Origin of the sequence: Belliella aquatica, from assembly GCF_014637795.1 — a bacterium.
In the GTDB taxonomy this organism is placed as follows: domain Bacteria; phylum Bacteroidota; class Bacteroidia; order Cytophagales; family Cyclobacteriaceae; genus Belliella; species Belliella aquatica.
This window is the reverse complement of record NZ_BMFD01000006.1, coordinates 95,894-115,114: the sequence shown is the minus strand read 5'-3', so window position 1 is coordinate 115,114 and position 19,221 is coordinate 95,894. Positions and strand designations below refer to the sequence as shown.

19 protein-coding genes are annotated in these 19,221 nt (G+C 36.5%); 9 read left to right on the top strand and 10 right to left on the bottom strand.

The window, feature by feature from the left end; translation table 11 throughout:
* Positions 1 to 37 precede the first annotated feature (37 nt).
* Entirely contained in the window at positions 38 to 220 is a 183-nt protein-coding gene (locus IEV57_RS10480; RefSeq protein WP_188442489.1) for a hypothetical protein, read from the bottom strand.
* 360 nt (positions 221 to 580) lie between these two features.
* On the opposite strand from IEV57_RS10480, the gene rpsU reads away from it, so the two are divergent.
* The 4 genes from rpsU to IEV57_RS10460 all read left to right on the top strand — a co-directional run bounded on the left by rpsU (position 581) and on the right by IEV57_RS10460 (position 4,088).
* A complete protein-coding gene (rpsU, locus tag IEV57_RS10475) occupies positions 581 to 775 on the top strand; it encodes a 30S ribosomal protein S21 (protein WP_014771205.1) in 195 nt (64 codons plus the stop codon).
* A 499-nt stretch (positions 776 to 1,274) separates the two neighbouring features.
* Entirely contained in the window at positions 1,275 to 2,159 is an 885-nt protein-coding gene (locus IEV57_RS10470; protein WP_188442488.1) for a tyrosine-type recombinase/integrase, read from the top strand.
* Positions 2,160 to 2,188: 29 nt separating this feature from the next.
* Positions 2,189 to 2,494 (top strand): ribosome hibernation-promoting factor, HPF/YfiA family, encoded by a 306-nt coding sequence (gene hpf, locus IEV57_RS10465; RefSeq protein ID WP_188442486.1) that lies wholly within the window; start codon positions 2,189 to 2,191, stop codon positions 2,492 to 2,494.
* Between the two features lie 82 nt (positions 2,495 to 2,576).
* Positions 2,577 to 4,088 carry an ArnT family glycosyltransferase gene (locus IEV57_RS10460; RefSeq protein ID WP_188442484.1) on the top strand — a complete coding sequence of 504 codons (1,512 nt, stop codon included), beginning with the start codon at positions 2,577 to 2,579 and terminating at the stop codon, positions 4,086 to 4,088.
* A 32-nt stretch (positions 4,089 to 4,120) separates the two neighbouring features.
* On the opposite strand, the gene IEV57_RS10455 is transcribed toward IEV57_RS10460, so the two are convergent.
* Positions 4,121 to 5,770, bottom strand: a complete 1,650-nt coding sequence (locus IEV57_RS10455; RefSeq protein WP_188442482.1) for an ArnT family glycosyltransferase — start codon at positions 5,768 to 5,770, stop codon at positions 4,121 to 4,123.
* A 154-nt stretch (positions 5,771 to 5,924) separates the two neighbouring features.
* Between IEV57_RS10455 and IEV57_RS10450 the strand changes: the two genes are divergently transcribed.
* A complete protein-coding gene (locus IEV57_RS10450; RefSeq protein WP_188442480.1) occupies positions 5,925 to 6,866 on the top strand; it encodes a glycosyltransferase family 2 protein in 942 nt (313 codons plus the stop codon).
* The gene (locus IEV57_RS10445; protein WP_188442479.1) at positions 6,859 to 7,743 is read left to right on the top strand and encodes a lysylphosphatidylglycerol synthase transmembrane domain-containing protein; all 885 of its coding nucleotides are present in this window, start codon (positions 6,859 to 6,861) and stop codon (positions 7,741 to 7,743) included. The genes IEV57_RS10450 and IEV57_RS10445 overlap by 8 nt, the downstream gene beginning before the upstream one ends.
* 40 nt (positions 7,744 to 7,783) lie before the next feature.
* Here IEV57_RS10445 and chrA read toward each other — a convergent pair whose 3' ends face one another.
* A complete protein-coding gene (chrA, locus tag IEV57_RS10440; protein WP_188442477.1) occupies positions 7,784 to 8,980 on the bottom strand; it encodes a chromate efflux transporter in 1,197 nt (398 codons plus the stop codon).
* Position 8,981: 1 nt separating this feature from the next.
* Positions 8,982 to 9,962 carry an isopenicillin N synthase family dioxygenase gene (locus tag IEV57_RS10435; RefSeq protein WP_188442475.1) on the bottom strand — a complete coding sequence of 327 codons (981 nt, stop codon included), beginning with the start codon at positions 9,960 to 9,962 and terminating at the stop codon, positions 8,982 to 8,984.
* Positions 9,963 to 10,037: 75 nt separating this feature from the next.
* Here IEV57_RS10435 and IEV57_RS10430 point away from each other — a divergent pair, with 75 nt between their 5' ends.
* The 3 genes from IEV57_RS10430 to IEV57_RS10420 all read left to right on the top strand — a co-directional run bounded on the left by IEV57_RS10430 (position 10,038) and on the right by IEV57_RS10420 (position 13,219).
* Entirely contained in the window at positions 10,038 to 10,805 is a 768-nt protein-coding gene (locus IEV57_RS10430) for a hypothetical protein (RefSeq protein WP_188442473.1), read from the top strand.
* A gap of 96 nt (positions 10,806 to 10,901) precedes the next feature.
* Positions 10,902 to 12,173, top strand: coding sequence for a serine--tRNA ligase (gene serS, locus IEV57_RS10425; RefSeq protein WP_188442471.1), 1,272 nt, complete (start codon positions 10,902 to 10,904; stop codon positions 12,171 to 12,173).
* Positions 12,174 to 12,637: 464 nt separating this feature from the next.
* Positions 12,638 to 13,219, top strand: coding sequence for a hypothetical protein (locus tag IEV57_RS10420; RefSeq protein ID WP_188442469.1), 582 nt, complete (start codon positions 12,638 to 12,640; stop codon positions 13,217 to 13,219).
* A 52-nt stretch (positions 13,220 to 13,271) separates the two neighbouring features.
* On the opposite strand, the gene IEV57_RS10415 is transcribed toward IEV57_RS10420, so the two are convergent.
* From IEV57_RS10415 to nqrF, 6 genes are all read right to left on the bottom strand, one after another.
* Positions 13,272 to 14,567 (bottom strand): pseudouridine synthase, encoded by a 1,296-nt coding sequence (locus IEV57_RS10415; protein WP_188442467.1) that lies wholly within the window; start codon positions 14,565 to 14,567, stop codon positions 13,272 to 13,274.
* Between the two features lie 95 nt (positions 14,568 to 14,662).
* Complete coding sequence (murQ, locus tag IEV57_RS10410; protein ID WP_188442465.1) at positions 14,663 to 15,469, bottom strand: N-acetylmuramic acid 6-phosphate etherase; 807 nt, start codon at positions 15,467 to 15,469, stop codon at positions 14,663 to 14,665.
* The gene (locus tag IEV57_RS10405; RefSeq protein WP_188442458.1) at positions 15,466 to 16,305 is read right to left on the bottom strand and encodes an N-acetylglucosamine kinase; all 840 of its coding nucleotides are present in this window, start codon (positions 16,303 to 16,305) and stop codon (positions 15,466 to 15,468) included. The genes murQ and IEV57_RS10405 overlap by 4 nt, the downstream gene beginning before the upstream one ends.
* 4 nt (positions 16,306 to 16,309) lie before the next feature.
* Positions 16,310 to 16,537, bottom strand: coding sequence for a cytochrome b5 domain-containing protein (locus IEV57_RS10400; protein WP_188442456.1), 228 nt, complete (start codon positions 16,535 to 16,537; stop codon positions 16,310 to 16,312).
* Position 16,538: 1 nt separating this feature from the next.
* Complete coding sequence (locus IEV57_RS10395) at positions 16,539 to 17,690, bottom strand: formimidoylglutamase (protein WP_188442453.1); 1,152 nt, start codon at positions 17,688 to 17,690, stop codon at positions 16,539 to 16,541.
* A gap of 87 nt (positions 17,691 to 17,777) precedes the next feature.
* Entirely contained in the window at positions 17,778 to 19,082 is a 1,305-nt protein-coding gene (nqrF, locus tag IEV57_RS10390) for an NADH:ubiquinone reductase (Na(+)-transporting) subunit F (protein ID WP_188442451.1), read from the bottom strand.
* Between the last annotated feature and the right edge of the window lie 139 nt (positions 19,083 to 19,221).

Sequence of the window (19,221 nt, the reverse complement as noted above, 5' to 3'; positions counted from 1 at the left end):
GTCAGAAAACCATTTCTAGTTTTCTGACTTGATTAATTTAATCAGGATTTTCGTCACAAACTGTCTGCTCACTTATCCAACATTCATCACCTGGAGATTCACGACATACATCATAAGTACCCCCACCTGGACATGCCTCCTCCTTCATCTTATAACCTGGAATTGCAAAACTGGCAAAACTAAGGGAAATAACCCCTAAGACTAAAACGAACTTTTTCATTTTTGTGAAATTTTAAGTTTAAAGATTTATTAAAATAATAAATTAAATAAATGGCCGTTTAAATAATCAAAAGTAAATAAGTAAATAAGTAAATAAGTAAATAAGTAAATAAGTAAATAAGTAAATAAGTAAATAACATCCAAATAATTTAACTAAAAAAAAACTAATCCTTCAAAATTAAATCTGTTCGGAAACAACCGCAGAATACAAAGCTGTTCTAAAGATAGACAATGTTTAAAAAAACATTAATTACAAAACATGAAAGCAACTTATCTAGCCTTACAAAATTATTATCCAGAGTATATTTTTTAACCAAATAATAATCCCTACCTTTGCAACCCTGAAAGGAGGTGTAAACATATGATCATAGTCAACGTAAAAGAAAACGAATCTATCGAGAAAGCGCTTAAGCGTTTTAAAAAGAAGTTCGATAAAACTGGTGCTGTAAGAGAACTTAGAGCAAGACAGCATTTTGTAAAACCTTCTGTTAAAAACAGAGAGCAGAGAATTAAAGCTGCTTACAAACAAATGTTACAAACTGAAGAAGCAAAATAATATTACCCATTGTTTGCTATCTTTTTGAGATACACTCAATTAGCGCATCTACCGAAAGTGGATGCGCTTTTTTTATTTATAGACACCTATGGATCTCAAAGACAAGCAAGAAGCAGCGCTTCTTAAATATAAGTAATTTCTAATTTCAAGACTCTTCCACAAGAGTAGCTTTTATTTAAGCTTAGTATCCACGGGATTTATACTTTTATTTTTAAACATATCATACCCACTCAATCAAAATATTCAGGGTGTAGTTGAAAACTACAGCTAGAAGATTGCCCTGTTTCTTAAAGCTCTATCGTTAAATTCAGCCTCGTTAAAATATCCACAAATATCTAGTCCAATGCAATAAATCTATTTCAATTGTATTTCTACCCTATTCCCACTTTATATCTACCGTATTTCAATTTTATATCTATAAAATCTCTAGCCCATTTCAACAATATTTCTACCATTTTTCATTTAAAATAATTAACTTGAAGTATCCGAAAGCCATTACATGATTGCATCTTTCATCAATTTCTTAGAATACGAAAAACGAGCAAGCCAACACACTGTACTTGCCTATAAAAAGGATTTAGAACAGTTTGAAGAGTTTTGTACTCAATCTTTTGAAACTGATGATATCAGCTTTGTAGGACATGCTGAATTGAGAGCTTGGATAGTTGACTTGGTGGAACAAGACCTAAACCCAAGTTCTGTCAACAGAAAAATAGCTACACTTAGATCATTTTATAAATTCCTCTTGCGCTCAGGTGAAATCTCAAAGGATCCCACTTACAAGCTACGAGCACTCAAAACCCCAAAAAGACTTCCTGAATTTGTCCAAGAAGAATCCATAGAAAAAATCATGGATCAAGATATTTATAGTCCGGACTTTGATGGGCAGAGAGACCGGATGGTGATGGAGTTTTTGTATCTGACGGGCGTTCGGCTTTCTGAATTATTAAGCCTAAGATGGAAAGACATCAATCTTCATGAAGACTATGTAAAAGTACTTGGAAAAAGGAAAAAAGAAAGAATAATTCCCATCACAAATGGGCTGAAAAAAAATTTAATTTCGTATAAGAAAGTATTTGAAGAAACATTTCATTTTCTAGACGAGAGTGACTACTTTATCGTTACAAATACAAAAGAACCTGCTTACCCTATGAAGATATATCGCATTGTAAGACATTATTTAGATCTTTTTGCGCAGACTTCTAAGCGAAGCCCACATTTACTCAGACATACGTTTGCCACACATTTATTGAACAAAGGGGCAGACTTAAATGCAGTTAAAGACTTACTCGGCCATGCTAATCTAGCCGCTACACAAGTCTACACGCACAACTCAATGGAAAAACTCAAGGCTGTGTTTGATCAAGCACATCCGAAAGCGTAATATAAGTTTAACTATAAACAAATACCGTTATGAAACTTCAAATGCATTCTATCCACTTCGATGCCGATCGCAAGCTGACAGACTTTATCCAAAGAAAAGCAGATAAGTTAGACACTTTCTACGACCGCATTATTGACGGAGAAGTTTTTATGAGACTTGATAAAAATGAAAAAAACGCAAATAAGATCATTGAAATCAAGCTGAATGTACCCGGAAAACAACTTTTTGCTAAAAATCAAAGCGACTCCTTCGAAGGAGCTGCGGATGAAGCTGTCGAGGGACTAAGGAGACAAATCAAGAAATTCAAAGAAAAGGTAGTCTTAGCTAATCAATAAACCCCATAAAATTCTGACAAAGGCCTTTCCATAGTGGGAAGGCCTTCTTTTTTTAGCATATTTGCACTGTAAATATGACCAGATGAAGAATTATACTTTTCATAGAACCCTTACGCTTTGCACCCTTGCACTAGTAGCAATTTTTAAACTAGTTTACTTTAGTTTTTCCAATCACAGCATATTTACCGAAGAAGCTCAATATTGGCTTTGGTCGAAGCATCTAGACTGGAATTATTATTCGAAACCCCTGATGATTGCTGTTTATAACTTTATCAGCACAACCATCTTTGGGGACACGGATTTCGCCATCAAATTCAATGCTGTGCTGTTCAGCTTTTTGTCAGCTTGGGTGGTATTTGAACTAGCACTTACGATCTACAAAAAAACAAATATTGCTTTTTGGTCCGCCATGATGCTTACTGTCATGCCCTTTTTTCATCTTGGATCGATATTTCACACTACAGACTCTTCACTCTACTTTTTCTGGATATTGAGTTTGTATTTGATATGGAAAGCATTAGAATCAGATCGATTGAAGTGGTGGATTCTTGCAGGGATTGCGACAGTTTTTGGTATTCTTTCTAAAAATATCATGGTCCTGACCTTACCGATTTTAGGACTTTACCTTCTTTTAACTGACAAAAAAAGATTCTTCACCAAAGGCCCTTGGCTTTATGTATTAGTCTCTTGCCTTTCTCTCCTTCCAATTCTTATCTGGAACTTTCAAAATGACTTTGTCACTTTTAAACATGTAGGTACATTAGGAGGGGTCGAAGGTGAAAAGAAAAGTCTCACTTTAATTCAATCACTAAAATACATGGGTGAGTACCTTGGTGGTCAACTTGGTTTTCTCTCTCCATTTTTTATTCCTATCCTTTGGATGAGTTTCAAAAAAGCCAAACTCAGAACAGATTCAAGAACACTTTTCCTAATTCTTCCAACGCTAGTTGTTTGGGCTCTCTTTTTTGTAATGGCAATTTTCAAAAATGTTAATGTCAATTGGCCGGCATTTGGGATGCTTACACTACCCATCGTTATGGCGCATTACTTAGATGCAGCGTCAGAAAAATGGAAGAAATACACCTTGGTATCGGGAATTTTGACGGGTTCACTTTTATTGATCCTCTTATTCCCGGCTCCTTTTGATGCTATTGGCTTCAAAAAGATCCTCAAACCATCAAAAGATCCATTGAACCGATTGGCAGGCTACAGAGAAATGGGAGCTCGTGTTGACTTTCTTAAGGATAGTTTAGAGCTTGAAGACTCGTTTGTCTATAGCGATAGCTACCACCTTTCTTCTGAGATGGCATTTTATGTTCAAGGAAATCCACAAACATTCAATATCAATCTAGGTAGAAGAAAAAATCAATTTGATCTTTGGCCAGGAATTGACCAATTTGAGAATAAAGGCCTAGGTGGCATATATATCACGCGAGAAAAAGAAATTCAAAATGTCGTGGAAATGGGTTTCGATCAGAAAGTGCTCGAAGAAAAGTTCTACACCATATACCGAGGTGATACTGTCAAAACTTACATCATCGCCGTTTTTGAAAACCTGAATCATATCCAAGAGGTACAAACAAACAGCTACTAACTCTTCGAATGATTTCTAGAAAACAAGAACTACTAAAGAGGTTTGGCCCAATAGAATTTTTTGCCAGTTTTGAATTTCACTTCTTCAGCATTTCCATCCCATATTCCTTTGAACATCTGAGTGAAGTATTTCGGGTCCCAATTCAAAGCTGCTAACTCTACATCATATTTGTCTACCGGCAACTTGGAGAGATGCTTTTCTTCTAAAATCAAATAGTCAAATTCACGATAAAGTTGATCAAAGTTCTTTTCATTCATATCGGTCATGAAATATTCTGGTCCCAGACCAATTCGAATTTTACTCCCTGTATGCAGATGCCCTAAGTATCCGATTTTACTACCCAGAGCAATTTGCTCTTTTTTCGCATACTGCTTGACATGCTGTCCTGCATCAGGAAGAGAAATCTGATAAGTAGAGATACTCACTCCAAAAAATAACAACAAGACACTAAGAGAAATTGCTAGTGGTAAATCATTTCCTCGTTTTGATTTTATGGCTAAATAAAGAAGTATCAAAGCTGTAAAAACTATTTGAATCCAAACCCAAAAGCTCGTGGGCAACATCGCATTAAAAAAAACGCCGATAATTAATATCAAGAAATTCAATCCAAAAAAGAAGAAAAGTATCCCTTTCATCAGCTTCACTTTCTCCAAAATACCATTTCTAATTAACAACCATGCTAACCAAACCGTAGCCATAGGGATTACTGGAAGAAGATATCTTTCATAAAACTTAGACACTACGGCAGACATCAAAAGAATGGCAATCACCCACAAAACGGTAAATCCAGTAAATGCTTTTTCTTCTGAAAACAGTTCTTTGAAATACTTTTTGAAACCCTTGAATGAAAATATAAACCAAGGGACAAATAAAGCAATCATCAAAACAGAGGCAATAAGTAAGTTTTGAGAAACCAACAAATAACGAGAAGCCACACGCATCCCCACTTGATCTTCTACAAATGAATTCAAATAATCAGCCCCATGAATCCAGTACATGGCTACAAACCAATAAGAAGCGATAAATAAACCAGCGAGCAAGGCCGGGAAGTAAGCAAGTTTGCTAAGCTTGATTCGCTGCCATGGATTTATCAATAAATACAATAAACCCAAACCACCCAAAGCCGCTGCAGGTAAGCCTTTCACTTCAAACGCGAAAGCCAACCCTAAATACAAAATCCAACTGTATCGTTTTGGAGTGTCATTACCGTATTTCAAAAATCCAACAAACCCAGCTGCGCTCATCGCCATAAACATCCCCAAGAGCACATCAGGAATGGATCTGGTAGAACTTAAAATCAAAACAGGATGCGATGCCATAATCAAAGCTGCAAGATTAGCCACTCTATAATCTTTGAAAAAGATTTTGGCAGCCCAAAATACAAATCCAATCGTAGCAGCACCCGCTAAAAGAAATAAAAGCCTAGATGAAAAAGGTGATACACCAAACAACTCAAAACCTGCCAACACAAACCAATACGTTAGAATTGGCTTTTTGAATCTCAATTCACCACTTCCCAGATATGTGGTCTGAATATCTCCAGTCTGCAGCATCTTCACAGCAGCATCCGAGTAATACATCTCGTCGGGATAGTGCATGTGAAAACTCAAAGCAAAAGGACCCACCAACAGTACAAAAGCCAGCATGATATACCAAATGGAAAAATTCTTTTCAGTCTGCATAGTTAAGATTTGTCGACAAAGATAATATTTTCAACATTCCATAAAGCCATTTCACAAGACTAAAGGAAAATCAAATGATGAAAAAGACATGCTAAAACCCGCATTATTTGTAGTGACAAAATTAAAAGAGTATTTTTGACCAAATTTTATTTTCATGACCAAGCCATTGATTTCTGTAGTCATCACCGTCTACAATGAAGAAGAAAACATCAAGCCATTACTAACTGCAACATATGATGCTCTCAAAGACATAGACTATGAGGTCATCTTGATTGAAGATGGGTCGACTGATGGGACTGTTGCAGAAGTAAAGAAATACGCCAATAACAGAACCAAGCTGATCATCTTTAATAAAAATTATGGTCAGACCACTGCACTTGCAGCGGGAATTGACATGGCAGGAGGCGAATATATCGCTACTATGGATGGTGATTTGCAAAATGATCCAACAGATATTCCCGCTATGTTACAGAAAGCTATTGATGAAAACTGGGACGTAGTAGCTGGTCGAAGAGCCAATAGAAAAGATGGTTTTGTGTTAAGAAAAATACCAAGCAAAATCGCCAATTATATCATTAGACATACTACAAAAGTATATTTGAATGATTATGGATGTAGCTTAAGGGTTTATAGATCACATATTGCTCAAAATATGGGGCTTTATGGCGAACTTCATAGATTCATCCCTGTACTAGCGAAACAAGAAGGAGCAAGTATGACCGAGGTCGATGTAAAGCATCACCCGAGGATTCATGGAACATCGAAATATGGATTGAGCCGAACATTCAAAGTAATGGCGGATTTGATCCTCATGCTCTTCTTCCAAAAGTATTTCCAAAGACCCATTCACATTTTCGGTACACTTGGCCTATTATCTCTTTTTATTGGAATAATAATCAATTTCTATCTATTGATTGTCAAATTAATGGGTGAAGACATTTGGGGCAGACCGATCTTACTTCTAGGCTTTATCTTCCTTCTGGGAGGTATCCAATTGATAACAACGGGGATCATTGCTGAGATTATCATCAGGACCTATTTTGAGTCTCAAGACAAAAAAACATACAAAATCAAATCAGTCTATCAGGGTGAATAAGAAAACACTCAAATTATTCTTGAAGCTAACCCTCACCGGGTTAGCTGTTTTTTTGGTTTTTCGAAAGATAGACACCAATGAACTTGGCCTTATACTCAAATCAGCAAGTCCTGTTTGGCTATTTTTTGCATTTCTCCTCTTTGTGCTGAGCAAAATCTTCACCGCTTTTCGACTTAATCTCTATTTCAAAAATATAGGACTTCAAATCAGCGAAAAGAAAAATATCATCCTTTATGGAATAGGGATGTTCTATAATTTATTTCTTCCAGGAGGAATAGGTGGAGATGGATATAAAGTCTATTTACTTAACAAGCATTTCAAAACACCAGTCAAACAGCTTGTTCAAGCTTCTCTTTTAGATAGATTAGGGGGATTGGTAGCTATAATTTTCATTTTACTTGGCCTTTTACTTTTTGTAGATATAGACATCAGTTTGATTCCGGCAGTACCAATTTCGACTATTTCCATTATTTTACTTTTAATAACTTACCCCGCCTTCTTTTTGATTAACAAATTAATTTTTTCAAAATTCATTCCCTCTTTCTTAACCGCAAACCTCTATTCCATCGGAGGACAAATAGCCCAAATGGTAGCAGCTTATTTTATTTTAATAGCTCTTGGGATAGACGAGAAAATCTTGGAATATCAATTTGTCTTTTTATTGTCATCGATCGTGGCGGTCTTACCGCTCACTATTGGGGGAGTTGGCGCAAGAGAATTGGTTTTCATTTATAGTCACGAATACATCGGAATCGATAAAAATGCGGCTGTTGCATTTAGCTTAATCTTCTTTTTGATCTCAGCGATCACCTCCTTAATTGGTGCATTTTTAAAAATTGATTTTGAAAATGAACAAATACCCAAAAACAGCATTTAAAGAGTTTTAAACCTATTTTTAGGTGAATCCAATTTGATTTTTAAAAAACCAAGTTATATCCAATCCCCGCAAGTAGGCCGATAATGATGATAATCGGAGAAGAAAGATTAGTGAAATTCAGGAGCAAATAGGTTCCCAATATTGCTAAGACGTTGAACAAATTCGCATCCAATGGCTCAAATAATAAATAAGCCGCTGCGATTAGCATCCCACAACTTACGGCATTCACTCCTTCCAATGCTGCCCGAACAGGTCGGTATTTCTTCAATTGATCCCAAAAACGGATCACAAAGAATATCAAAAATGTCCCAGGCAAGAAAATCCCAGCTGCGGCGATAAACCCACCAGTCAATAAACCCATCACGCCATATTCTCGCATAGACAGAGCTCCCACATAGGAACTGATGCTAAAGGTTGGCCCAGGCATTCCTTGGGAGATTGCATAGCCCGTCAGAAATTCTTCCGAAGAAAGGAATTTTTTGAACTCTACAAACTCAGTAAAAAGGTAGGGCACCAAAACTTGGCCACCTCCAAAGATCAAACTTCCATTTCTGTAGAAATTCTCAAAAAGAAGAACAGATTGGTTTTTGGTAATCGCACCCAAACCAGCCGCTAAAATCAAAATACCAGCCCATAGATAAAAGTTAGACCAAGAAATTCTTAATTTCTTGTCCCCTTTTTCCCTAGGATGATTCCTGTAATTCATAGATGTAACCAATCCTCCAACTAGCAATAAAACAGGGAAAACGTAGGGAGAATTATAGAAAAATGAAACAAAAGCTGCCAGCATCATCAACACTGTTGCCTCTGCAGTTTTGACCATTTTAAAAATAGTCTTTTGAGCAGCGTAAATGATAAACCCAATTGCCATGGGTTGGATAAATTTGGCAAAGTTTAGTGCTCCAGGTGTGTTTTCCTGTAAAAAATCAATCAGGAACGCTGCTGCTATCATCAAAATAGTAGCAGGCAAAATCCATAAAAAAAGTGACAGATAAGCTAAATTTGGACCTCCAATCCGATAACCTATTGCTGAGATAGTTTGAGTAGAAGTAGGTCCTGGCAAAACTTGGCAAAGTGCATTGAGCTCCCAGAGCTCTTGTTCAGAAATGTAGCCTCGCTTCCTCACCATGAGTTCTAAGACCATGGCAAGGAAAGCTTGTGGGCCACCAAATGCTGTCACAGAAAGTAGTAAAACATCCTTCAGATAAAGATAATATCTTACTTTCTTAACCGTCACCTTATTTCTTCAATCCAAGTTCTCTAAGACGTTCATCCAAAAACTCACCTGCTGTTGCATCTGTAAATTGCTTTGGATTACTTTCATCTATACAACTTTCCAGACAAGTCAAGTCCATCTCTGATCTTGGGTGCATAAAGAATGGAATGGAGAATCTACTCGTATTCATCAATTCTCTTGGAGGATTAACTACACGGTGGATGGTTGATTTCAATTTTTTATTGGTCAATCTTTCCAACATATCACCTACGTTGACTACCAATTGGTCAGGAAGTGCTGTGATAGGAATCCATTTTCCGTCTTTTCTCAAAACCTGAAGTCCATCTGCACTTGCTCCCATAAGCAAAGTAATCAAATTGATATCTCCATGCTCTGCGGCTCTTACTGCATCCGCAGGAACTTCATCAGGATTCTCTATCGGGAAATAGTGAATTTGTCTCAAGATTGAATTCCCGTACCTTACTTTATCTTCAAAATAATTTTCTGGTAACTCTAAATAAAGTGCAATAGCCTTTAGCATGTTTTTACCAGCTGATTCCAAAGTCTGGAATGCTTCCAAAGCAATAGCTTCAAATTCAGGCAACTCAGAAGGCCAAATATTATCTGGATATTCGACTTTGATTGGATCTGAATCAGGTATACCTGCTCTATCTTGCCCCACATGGTAAAACTCTTTCAAATCTCCTGTATTTCTACCTTTGGCATGTTCTTTACCTTTACCAGTATAACCGCGTTGATAACCAATTTCAGGCTTTTCATACTTCACTTTTACATCATCAGGAAGAGCAAAATATCTCTTAATGATATCATAAAGCTTATCTTGTAATTCTTTATTTAAGCCATGGTTTTTTATTGCAACAAAGCCAATATTATTGTACGCTTGCCCAAGCTTTTCTACAAAGGCTGCCTTTTTTATCGCATCTCCAGAAGTGAAATCTGCCAAGTCTAAAGATGGGATTTCGTCATATAAAATCTCAGTCATAAGTATATAATTTACTTCGAAATATACGGCTTTTTACGCTAATTTTAAATATCTTTAGCTATACCACTTGAAACCATGAAAAACTTCTATCTCTTTACTTTCGGTATCATTTTTCTTTTTTTTGTCTCTTGTGAATCAAGGAGAGAAAAAAAAGATGAAGTTAAGATCCCAATTACGAGTAGTGACTCACTTTCCATTCCACTTCCTGAGATCAGTTTTTATTTTTACGAAGAAAAAAATGACTATCCTGATGCAATCATTGAAATGTTTAGCCCATTAGGCAATCAAGTATTTAAACCTGGCAAGATTCCTTTCGAATTCAATGTAAAAAATTATCCCTATGGTGAAGGTTTGAGCGGTTTTCAACTCAAATTAATACTCAACTCGGGAGATCCAATCGGTTATAACATGCCGATTTTCCAAAGAGAACTCAAAGAAGGCACATATAGGGCCGTAGCGTACCTAGTAGATCAGGAAGGATTGATGCTAAAAGAATTCGGGAATTATGTGGATAGAGATTTCCGTGTTGGAGAGACTAGACCGTTCCCTTATTCTGCTGAGCCTTATATTGCTGTAAACTTACCTTCAGATGGTCAAGAATTCACCTCTGAAGAAGAGGTAACTATTGATTTTTTGGTTCTAGGTGGAGAATTAAAGTTAGATCAGCTTAAAGTAGAAATCTCCATCGATGATATGAAATATGAAATCCAACAAGTAACCCCTGTTAGAATCGCGAATCTCCCCAAAGGCGAGCACAGTATCGCTATCAAACTCTTGTACCAAAATGGTAAAGAGCTTGATGGACCATTTTCTACAATTAGAAAGAAAGTCATTGTAAAATAAATCGTTTTTTGGCTTTCTTGTAAGATTTGGAAGAGACCTTTTAAAGAACATCCTTATCTTTGCAGCTATCAAATTTAAGACTCAAAGACACAATATATGTTACTTGTAAATACAATCAGGGACAATTTTGAGACCGTATTGGAAGGTCTTCAGAAGAGGAATTTTACCCATGCTGAGGCTACCTTGCACCAAGTCTTGGAGTTGGACAAGACTAGGAAAGAAACACAGACAGAAAGGGATAATTTACAAGCCGAATCAAACAACATATCGAAAGAGATTGGTGCTTTGATGCGTGAAGGGAAGAAAGAAGAAGCAGAAAAAATCAAATCTAGGACGGTAGAGATCAAATCTCAAATCAAAATCTTAGAAGATAACTATAATAATGTAGAAGAAGATTTAAAGCAAATTTTATATACTATTCCAAACGTCCCTCACATTTCTGTACCAGCAGGAAAGTCAGCAGAGGATAACGAGATCGTATTAGAGCATGGCAGCATTCCTGATCTTCCTGAATCTAAACTACCGCATTGGGATTTGATCAAGAAATATGACATCATCGACTTTGACCTTGGTGTGAAAATCGCTGGTGCAGGTTTTCCAGTATATAAAGGACGAGGCGCTAGATTGCAAAGAGGTTTGATCAATTTCTTCTTAGACGAGGCGATGAAAGCAGGTTACACTGAAATACAACCTCCAATCCTAGTCAACGAAGACTCTGGCTACGGTACAGGACAACTTCCTGACAAAGAAGGTCAAATGTATGAAGCTACTGCAGATAAACTCTTTTTAATTCCAACTGCTGAGGTGCCTATTACTAACTTATATAGAGATGTAATCCTAAATGAACAAGACTTCCCAATCAAAAATGTAGCTTACACACCATGTTTTAGAAGAGAAGCGGGAAGTTGGGGTGCTCATGTAAGGGGGCTAAACAGACTACATCAATTTGACAAAGTAGAAATAGTACAGGTTGTCCATCCTGATAATTCCTATGAAGTATTGGAAGATATGAATATGTATGTTCAAAGCTTATTACAAAAATTAGAATTACCTTATCGTGTGCTTAGGCTTTGTGGTGGTGACATGGGGTTCACTTCATCACTAACTTATGATATGGAAGTCTATTCTGCTGCACAAGAAAGGTGGTTAGAAGTAAGTTCTGTGAGTAACTTTGAGAACTATCAGTCAAACAGGCTGAAATTGAGATATAAAGGCGAAGACAAAAAAACGATTTTAGCACATACTCTAAATGGTTCAGCCTTAGCATTGCCAAGAATTGTTGCTTCTATATTAGAAAATAACCAAACAGAACATGGTATAAAAATGCCAAAAGTCTTGGTGCCTTATCTAGGTTTTGACATGATCTAGTTCTGGAATTCCCCAGAATTGAACCTTAAATCCTTAGAAAACATCAAGAGTTTTCTAAGGATTTTTCATTTTTAAGACCTTTATAAATTTAAACAGATAAAATTTTTTCAATAATTATTTTGAAGTCAATTCTTTTGAACAAAAAATTATAAACTCAAAATTCAAAATATTATTTGGAAAGTCATGATAAATAGCTGCCTACATTTTCCATGATAACGTTTCCGTAAAAATTTTTCATCAATTACGGTATTTTTATCTTTATGATTAATTTATTATGGATTTATTAATAAAGAATATTTTTTATTGTCTTATTTGTAATTTAACCAATTACTAATTATGTTTGCATCATCACATTTTAAGTGATACCCCCCAAAGTAGCTGGCCTCTATTTTACATGTTCGACAAATCGACTCAGAGGTTAATCAAAAAATAAGTATTTCTTAACCCTATTAAATTATACTATTATGAGATTATTGACAGCAATGATTCTTGCAATGAGCTTTTCATTTACAGCTTTTGCAAAACAAAACACACAAGAAGGAACTGTTAAACTTAAAAAAGTTGAAGACAGCAAAGTACAATTAATTTATGGAATGGTGCCCAGTGGTGCAATCACCGTTAAAATCTATGATGATTTCAATACGTTACTCCATACGGACAGAATTCTTTCAAAAAAAGAATTCTCAAAAGCTTATGATTTCTCTAATCTAGCAGAGGGGAAATACCAAATAGGTGTATTCAACAATACTGGAGAAATCGATCATTTGGAATTAAATCTAGGAAACGACCGGAAAGTAGAGCCTGTAGTATTCTCGAAACTGGAAAAAGTAGAGAACAATCAATATAAATTATTAGTGAATTCCTTATTGCCTTCAAACATGACTGTAATGATCTATGAAGACAATCAACTGGTACACGAAGAAGCACTTTATGACTCAAAAGGTTTTCAAAAAACCTATGTTTTCAAAAATAGCAGAGCAAATTCGAAAATTGAGTTCTTTGTAAAATCTGATAATGGTTTCGCCAAACTGCTCGCCACAAAATAGTTGGCTATAATGATAAAAAAAGGCGTTTTCTATTCGAAAACGCCTTTTTGTTTTATTTGAAATATTTCAAATTGATGACTTCCTTTTCAGTAAGGAATCTATACTTTCCTCTCGGTAGATCTTTTTTATCTAACCCAGCATAGGTAACCCGATCGAGTGCAATCACTTCATATCCAAAATGTGCAAAAACTCTTCTAACGATTCTATTTCTTCCTACGTGAATCTCTAAACCAAGAATGGTCTTATCCTTTGAAAGTACCTGCAAATCATCCACTTTCACATCACCATCTTCCAAAGTAAAGCCTTCTATAATCGTCTCCTCATCAGCTTTTGTCAATGGCTTATCAAGTGTTACTTGATATATCTTTTTGATCTGATTAGAAGGGTGCGAAAGCTTAGCGGCAAGCTCCCCATCATTTGTAAATAGTAATAGACCTGTGGTATTTCTATCTAAGCGTCCAACTGGAAAAATGCGCTCTTTGCAAGCATTCCCCACAAGTTCCATCACCGTCTTTCTCTCCATCGGATCATCAGTAGTCGTAATGAAATCTTTTGGTTTGTTTAAGAGAACGTAAACAGGCTTTTCAGGATTGATATTTTTTCCTTTGAAGGTCACTACGTCAGCTCTTTGAACCTTGTAGCCCATTTCCATGATGATTTCTCCATTTACTCTGATATCTCCATTTTGAATCAAGGTATCAGCTTCTCTTCTTGAGCAAATTCCTGAGTTGGAAATATACTTGTTCAACCTTATCTCATCATCATCTTGATTTTTATTGAGCTTTTTCTCAATTCTATCAAAATTATATTCTGGTCTAGGTTCAGTAGGTGCTTCATGGAATTTAGGCTTTTGAGACTTCTTTCTAGCAGCCAATTTCTTGTCTACCTCTGATTTTTTTACGGTCTCAAAAACAGGTCTCTCATCTTTTCCTCTGCCTTTATACACTGTCTTAAACTCACCTGAATTTAATTTAGGGTCGCCAGTTTTTGATCTTGAGCTGGTTTTTCCGTAAGACGGACTATTCCTTCCTTCTTGCGGTTTTGGTGTGTATTTCTTCTTTGGGTAACCTTCCAAGCTAAATTCGTCTTTTTTGCCTGAATTAGTCTTGGAAACATCTCCTTTTGATTTTCTTATTGGAGCAAATTTCTTTTCATATGGTCCATCAGATTTCTTAAAACTTGGTTTTGCACCTCTCTCAGTCTTAAAATCATCTTTTGATCTGGACTTTTTGAAGTCAGAATCCTTCGAAAAATCTTTTTTTCTGTCACTTCTACCTTCTTTGTTATAAGGCTTGCTTGGTTTGGAATCTCTATTAGATCCTTGATTTCTACTATTATCTTTTTTCATTTTCCATGCAACATCTCTGCTGTATTTTTTGGTAAGTCCGCTTCAAATCAAGAAAGTCTAAGTTCCTGAATTTAAAGGGGCTGCAAAGATACGGATTATTTCTTATAAAAAGCTTCAACGGCCGCTCTCACTGAACCATGTTTAAGAAGAAGGCTTTTAGATATTTCCTCATCTAGCCCAGTTGATTCAGCAATCATCCTCGTGCCTCGTTTTATAAGTTTTTCATTGGACAATTGCATATCCACCATTTTATTTCCTTTTACACGACCGAGCTTGATCATCACAGTGGTGGAAATCATGTTTAGTACTAGCTTTTGAGCCGTTCCTGCTTTCATCCGTGTACTTCCTGTGACAAACTCAGGACCTACAATCACTTCTAAGGGGAACTCTACTTCAGCAGCCAAAGGTGAATTAGAGTTACAAGTAATACATCCTGTCAATAAACCATTTGTCTTAGCTTGCTTCACTCCACCTATTACATAGGGAGTAGTTCCCGACGCAGCGATTCCAATCACAGTATCACTTGCATGAAATCCATAAACCGAAATGTCATTCCAAGCTTGATTTTGATCATCTTCTGCATTTTCTACAGCTTTTCTTATCGCCTTGTCTCCACCTGCAATGATCCCGATAACACGGTCATGCGAAACTCCAAAAGTAGGTGGGCACTCCGAAGCATCCAAGATTCCTAATCTTCCACTTGTCCCTGCTCCTATATAAAATAGTCTTCCTCCGGCCTGCATCCGTGGGACTATTTGCTCTACGAGAGCTGTAATTGAAGGTAAAATTTTTTCTACAGCAGCAGCAACTTTATAATCTTCTTGGTTGATATTCTTCAATAATGAAGCAACATCTAAGTTTTCAAGATTGTCATACAGGGAATTACTTTCTGTTGTGCTCATGGTTTTTGATGATAAAGTGTCAAGCCAGCAATAGGGCTTTCAAGAATTAAATTTACATGGATACCAAGATCAAAAGCGGCATTTCTTAATATGTCACTGTTATGAAACGCAATGGAGCCCACAAAATTGACTGGCTTTCCTTGAAAACCTTCATACTTCATTACATACCTTTTCAAAAAGTCCTGAAAAGCATTCCAAAATAATAAATAGCAATAGGGATCAGCTTTATTTTCTGTCAGAAACTTGCAAAAAGAAGCCATGTATCTCCCAGGAAAAGGATTCTTATAGACCTCGTGAATAATCATATCGTAGCTAAGACCCAATTGATCAACTGCCTTTTGGTAAATTGCTTCAGGCATCTCCTGATAAATAAAATCTTGCAGGAATTTTTTCCCTATAGATGACCCTCCACCAAAGTCTCCCAATATATATCCTGGTGCAGGCATGGATTCCATGATATTTTTACCATCATAATCACAACTATTTGATCCAGTCCCTAGGATACAGGCTATTCCTGCATCATGACCACAAGTCGCTTTTGCCGCTGCTAACATATCGTGTTCAATGACAATTTCTGCTTTGGGAAAAATAATAGAAAGTGCTGAGTTCACCTGACCCCTTCCAGATTCACTTGAACATCCAGCTCCGTAATAAAAAATCTGATTCACTTCATTTGAAATTTCCAAAAGAAATTCATCTCGAAGTAAGCTTATCATTTCCTCTCTGGATTGATATGTCGGATTAAAACCGATACCACGATGTTGCTTGATCGTACCATTATCAGCAATTACTCTCCAATCTGTCTTACTTGATCCGCTATCTGCTATTAATATCATTTTCCTAAATCAATTGTCCAATTGGATCAAATTTAACAAACACTTTTTCAGTATGTGGCGCATCTACAAGTTCATCTGTCAAATCTTGCCCTGCCCAATGTTCATAATGCTTGCCGTTTTTCCAAAGTCGAGATTCGGTCACATCATAAATCATACCCTTGTAGGCGACCCAAATCTCAGGCTTATCCTGCCCATTCCTCAAAGCAAGCTGCTGCCTTGTATATGCCTTCATTTCAAAACAACTTTAATTGGGCATTGATCCATCTTTCAGGAATCTCTCCCGATTGTGCCATTTGATAGTCCTTGTAACTACAAGGGATGATCGTGGTTCTTTCAAATTTCTCTTGATCATTTTGAGGGATTTCCATCCACCATTTATCGCTCCTCTTACTTTTATAAAAAATAATAATGGAAGGCTTTGCGTCTAAAGAAACTGTGTATTTGATGTAGTCATTGCTTTTGAAACTTAGACTGTCTTTTCGATCATAAAAACCTTCAATAAAATACCAGATCATCGTCGCAATGATCGAGGCTGTTTTATTTCTGCTGTCATCATAATAAGGCTGATAGCCATAAATTCCAAAAGAGCTCAGTTTCTCATTCATCCCTGCAAATCGGCAAATCTGACAAGCTTCTTCACCTGTTAATCCGAACGGCTGGGCATCAGCTGCACCCGGAGCGTCTGAAGATTGAATCGCACAGACGTCAAAGCTCATCAAATCTGCATTTCGAATTATTGGCTCTATTTCCTTGAAATTTGCCCTTACATTTCCCAATCTGATGTGATCGAAATATAATTTTTCCATTACATTGATCAAATCCTTATCCACCAAGAAGCTCTGATACGCCAAATGCGAATAATTGAAAAGGAAATTTGGTTGATGGAGAATGATATTTTGGGTGTGGGTTTGATAAGGAAGGCCATCTTCTTCCATATCAATCTTGGCATCTACAGTGACTAGACTGACCAGCTTTTTCAATCTTTGATAAGAAAGATATTGTCCATAATCTAAATCATGTGATCCCCCAATGTAAATTGGTAGAATTTGCTTCTTCAAGAGAAACTCACCGACCGTTTTAAGGATTTCAATGGATTCATCTAAGGTTTCTCCAGGAAGAAGATCGCCTAAATCCACAATTTTGTAAAGTGCTTCCCCTTTTTTGAGGTGATATAATTTCTCCCGAATCTCAATAGCTGACCTTTCTATGGTATCAGCATGCTTCATCCCTCTTTTTTCTGACAAGCCTACAATCGCAATCTGTACTCCCTTAATATCGGGAAAAGTTTCTCCATGAAAATGGATGAAATTATAAAAAGAATTGTGTGCAAATTTCTGATTGGTGATGATTTCAGGAACTGGCTCAAAGAAGGATTTGAGATTCATAGAGTGTAGCTAAGTCTTTTTCAAAAATAAGTAAAAAAATCAGAGTGAAATAAAAAAGTCCCGCTATTGCGGGACTCAATTTATAAATTAACCTCCAAAGTCATCAAATCTGATGTTTTCTTGAGGAACTCCCATATCATCTAGAAGCTTCAATACAGCTGCATTCATCAATGGAGGACCACAAAGGTAGAATTCTACTTCATCTGGATCTGGGTGATCTTTCAAATAATTATCATAAAGAACTTGGTGAATAAAACCTACGTATCCATCTCCTTCTCTATCTTCCAAAGACTTTTTCACTTTCCAGTTATCTTCTGGTAAAGGCTCTGACAAGCCTATATGGAAGTTGAAGTTTGGAAAGTCCTTTTCTATATCTCTAAATTGTGGCGTGTAGAACAATTCTTTTTTAGATCTACCTCCGTACCAGTAAGAAACTTTTCTATCAGTTTTTTCCGTGTGGAATAAATGGAAAATATGAGATCTCAACGGAGCCATACCTGCACCACCACCTATGTAAATCATCTCTCTATCCGTTGGATTGATGTGGAATTCACCATAAGGACCAGAGATGGTTACCTTATCACCAGGTTTTTGCGCGAAAACATACGAAGAACAAACTCCTGGATTAACATCCATCCATTTATTATTCGCTCTATCCCAAGGTGGAGTGGCAATTCTAATTGTTAACATAACAATATTACCTTCAGCAGGGTGGTTGGCCATGGAGTAAGCTCTGAACAACTCTTCATCATTCTTCATCACCAAATCCCAAAGACCGAATTTATCCCAATCACTTTGATATACATCCTGAGGGTGACCCAAATCTGGATGTGGAGTGATATCCATGTCTTTGAAGTTCACTGTAACTGCAGGAACGTCAATTTGGATATACCCACCAGATTCAAAGTCGAGATTTTCTCCTTCTGGAAGTTTTACTTTAAATTCTTTGATAAATGTGGATACGTTATAGTTAGATACAACCTCACATTCCCACTTCTTGATTCCAAAAATTTCTTCTGGAATTCTGATTTTCATGTCTTGCTTTACTTTTACTTGACATGACAATCTTACATTACCTTGCTTTTCTGCTCTACTCAAGTGACCCTCTTCTGTTGGCAGAACTTCTCCACCACCATCTTCAATCACGCACTTACACATTGCGCAAGTACCACCTCCACCACAAGCGGATGGTAAGAAGATTTTTTTGTTACCCAGAGTATTCAACAGGGTTGAACCTGCGGATGTCACAATTGGATTGCTTTCATCACCATTTACGATGATTCTTACGTCTCCAGAGTTGACTAACTTAGATTGGGCAAACAAAAGGATAAAAACGAGTAGCAAAATAATCAGAGTAAATGCTACAATCGAGGTAATAATTACTGAACCCATTTAATGATAATTTTTACTTTTAATTTTTCAGTATTTAGCCCCTACTTAGGGAATACAAATATATTTATAAATAGATAAATAAGGCCAAAATCTATATGAATTTTGCCATTTTTATCTTTGCTCTTGTCTATTGTATAAC

What these genes read in the sequence shown, in the direction of transcription:
- IEV57_RS10455 (WP_188442482.1), bottom strand. Translation starts at nt 5,770, where the DNA reads ATGCAGACTGAAAAGAATTTTTCCATTTGGTATATCATGCTGGCTTTT.
- IEV57_RS10400 (WP_188442456.1), bottom strand. Translation starts at nt 16,537, where the DNA reads ATGAAGGCATATACAAGGCAGCAGCTTGCTTTGAGGAATGGGCAGGAT.
- IEV57_RS10415 (WP_188442467.1), bottom strand. Translation starts at nt 14,567, where the DNA reads ATGAAAAAAGATAATAGTAGAAATCAAGGATCTAATAGAGATTCCAAA.
- serS (WP_188442471.1), top strand. Translation starts at nt 10,902, where the DNA reads ATGTTACTTGTAAATACAATCAGGGACAATTTTGAGACCGTATTGGAA.
- hpf (WP_188442486.1), top strand. Translation starts at nt 2,189, where the DNA reads ATGAAACTTCAAATGCATTCTATCCACTTCGATGCCGATCGCAAGCTG.
- IEV57_RS10405 (WP_188442458.1), bottom strand. Translation starts at nt 16,305, where the DNA reads ATGATATTAATAGCAGATAGCGGATCAAGTAAGACAGATTGGAGAGTA.
- IEV57_RS10460 (WP_188442484.1), top strand. Translation starts at nt 2,577, where the DNA reads ATGAAGAATTATACTTTTCATAGAACCCTTACGCTTTGCACCCTTGCA.
- IEV57_RS10470 (WP_188442488.1), top strand. Translation starts at nt 1,275, where the DNA reads ATGATTGCATCTTTCATCAATTTCTTAGAATACGAAAAACGAGCAAGC.
- IEV57_RS10435 (WP_188442475.1), bottom strand. Translation starts at nt 9,962, where the DNA reads ATGACTGAGATTTTATATGACGAAATCCCATCTTTAGACTTGGCAGAT.
- murQ (WP_188442465.1), bottom strand. Translation starts at nt 15,469, where the DNA reads ATGAGCACAACAGAAAGTAATTCCCTGTATGACAATCTTGAAAACTTA.
- IEV57_RS10395 (WP_188442453.1), bottom strand. Translation starts at nt 17,690, where the DNA reads ATGAATCTCAAATCCTTCTTTGAGCCAGTTCCTGAAATCATCACCAAT.
- IEV57_RS10430 (WP_188442473.1), top strand. Translation starts at nt 10,038, where the DNA reads ATGAAAAACTTCTATCTCTTTACTTTCGGTATCATTTTTCTTTTTTTT.
- IEV57_RS10420 (WP_188442469.1), top strand. Translation starts at nt 12,638, where the DNA reads ATGAGATTATTGACAGCAATGATTCTTGCAATGAGCTTTTCATTTACA.
- rpsU (WP_014771205.1), top strand. Translation starts at nt 581, where the DNA reads ATGATCATAGTCAACGTAAAAGAAAACGAATCTATCGAGAAAGCGCTT.
- IEV57_RS10450 (WP_188442480.1), top strand. Translation starts at nt 5,925, where the DNA reads ATGACCAAGCCATTGATTTCTGTAGTCATCACCGTCTACAATGAAGAA.
- nqrF (WP_188442451.1), bottom strand. Translation starts at nt 19,082, where the DNA reads ATGGGTTCAGTAATTATTACCTCGATTGTAGCATTTACTCTGATTATT.
- IEV57_RS10480 (WP_188442489.1), bottom strand. Translation starts at nt 220, where the DNA reads ATGAAAAAGTTCGTTTTAGTCTTAGGGGTTATTTCCCTTAGTTTTGCC.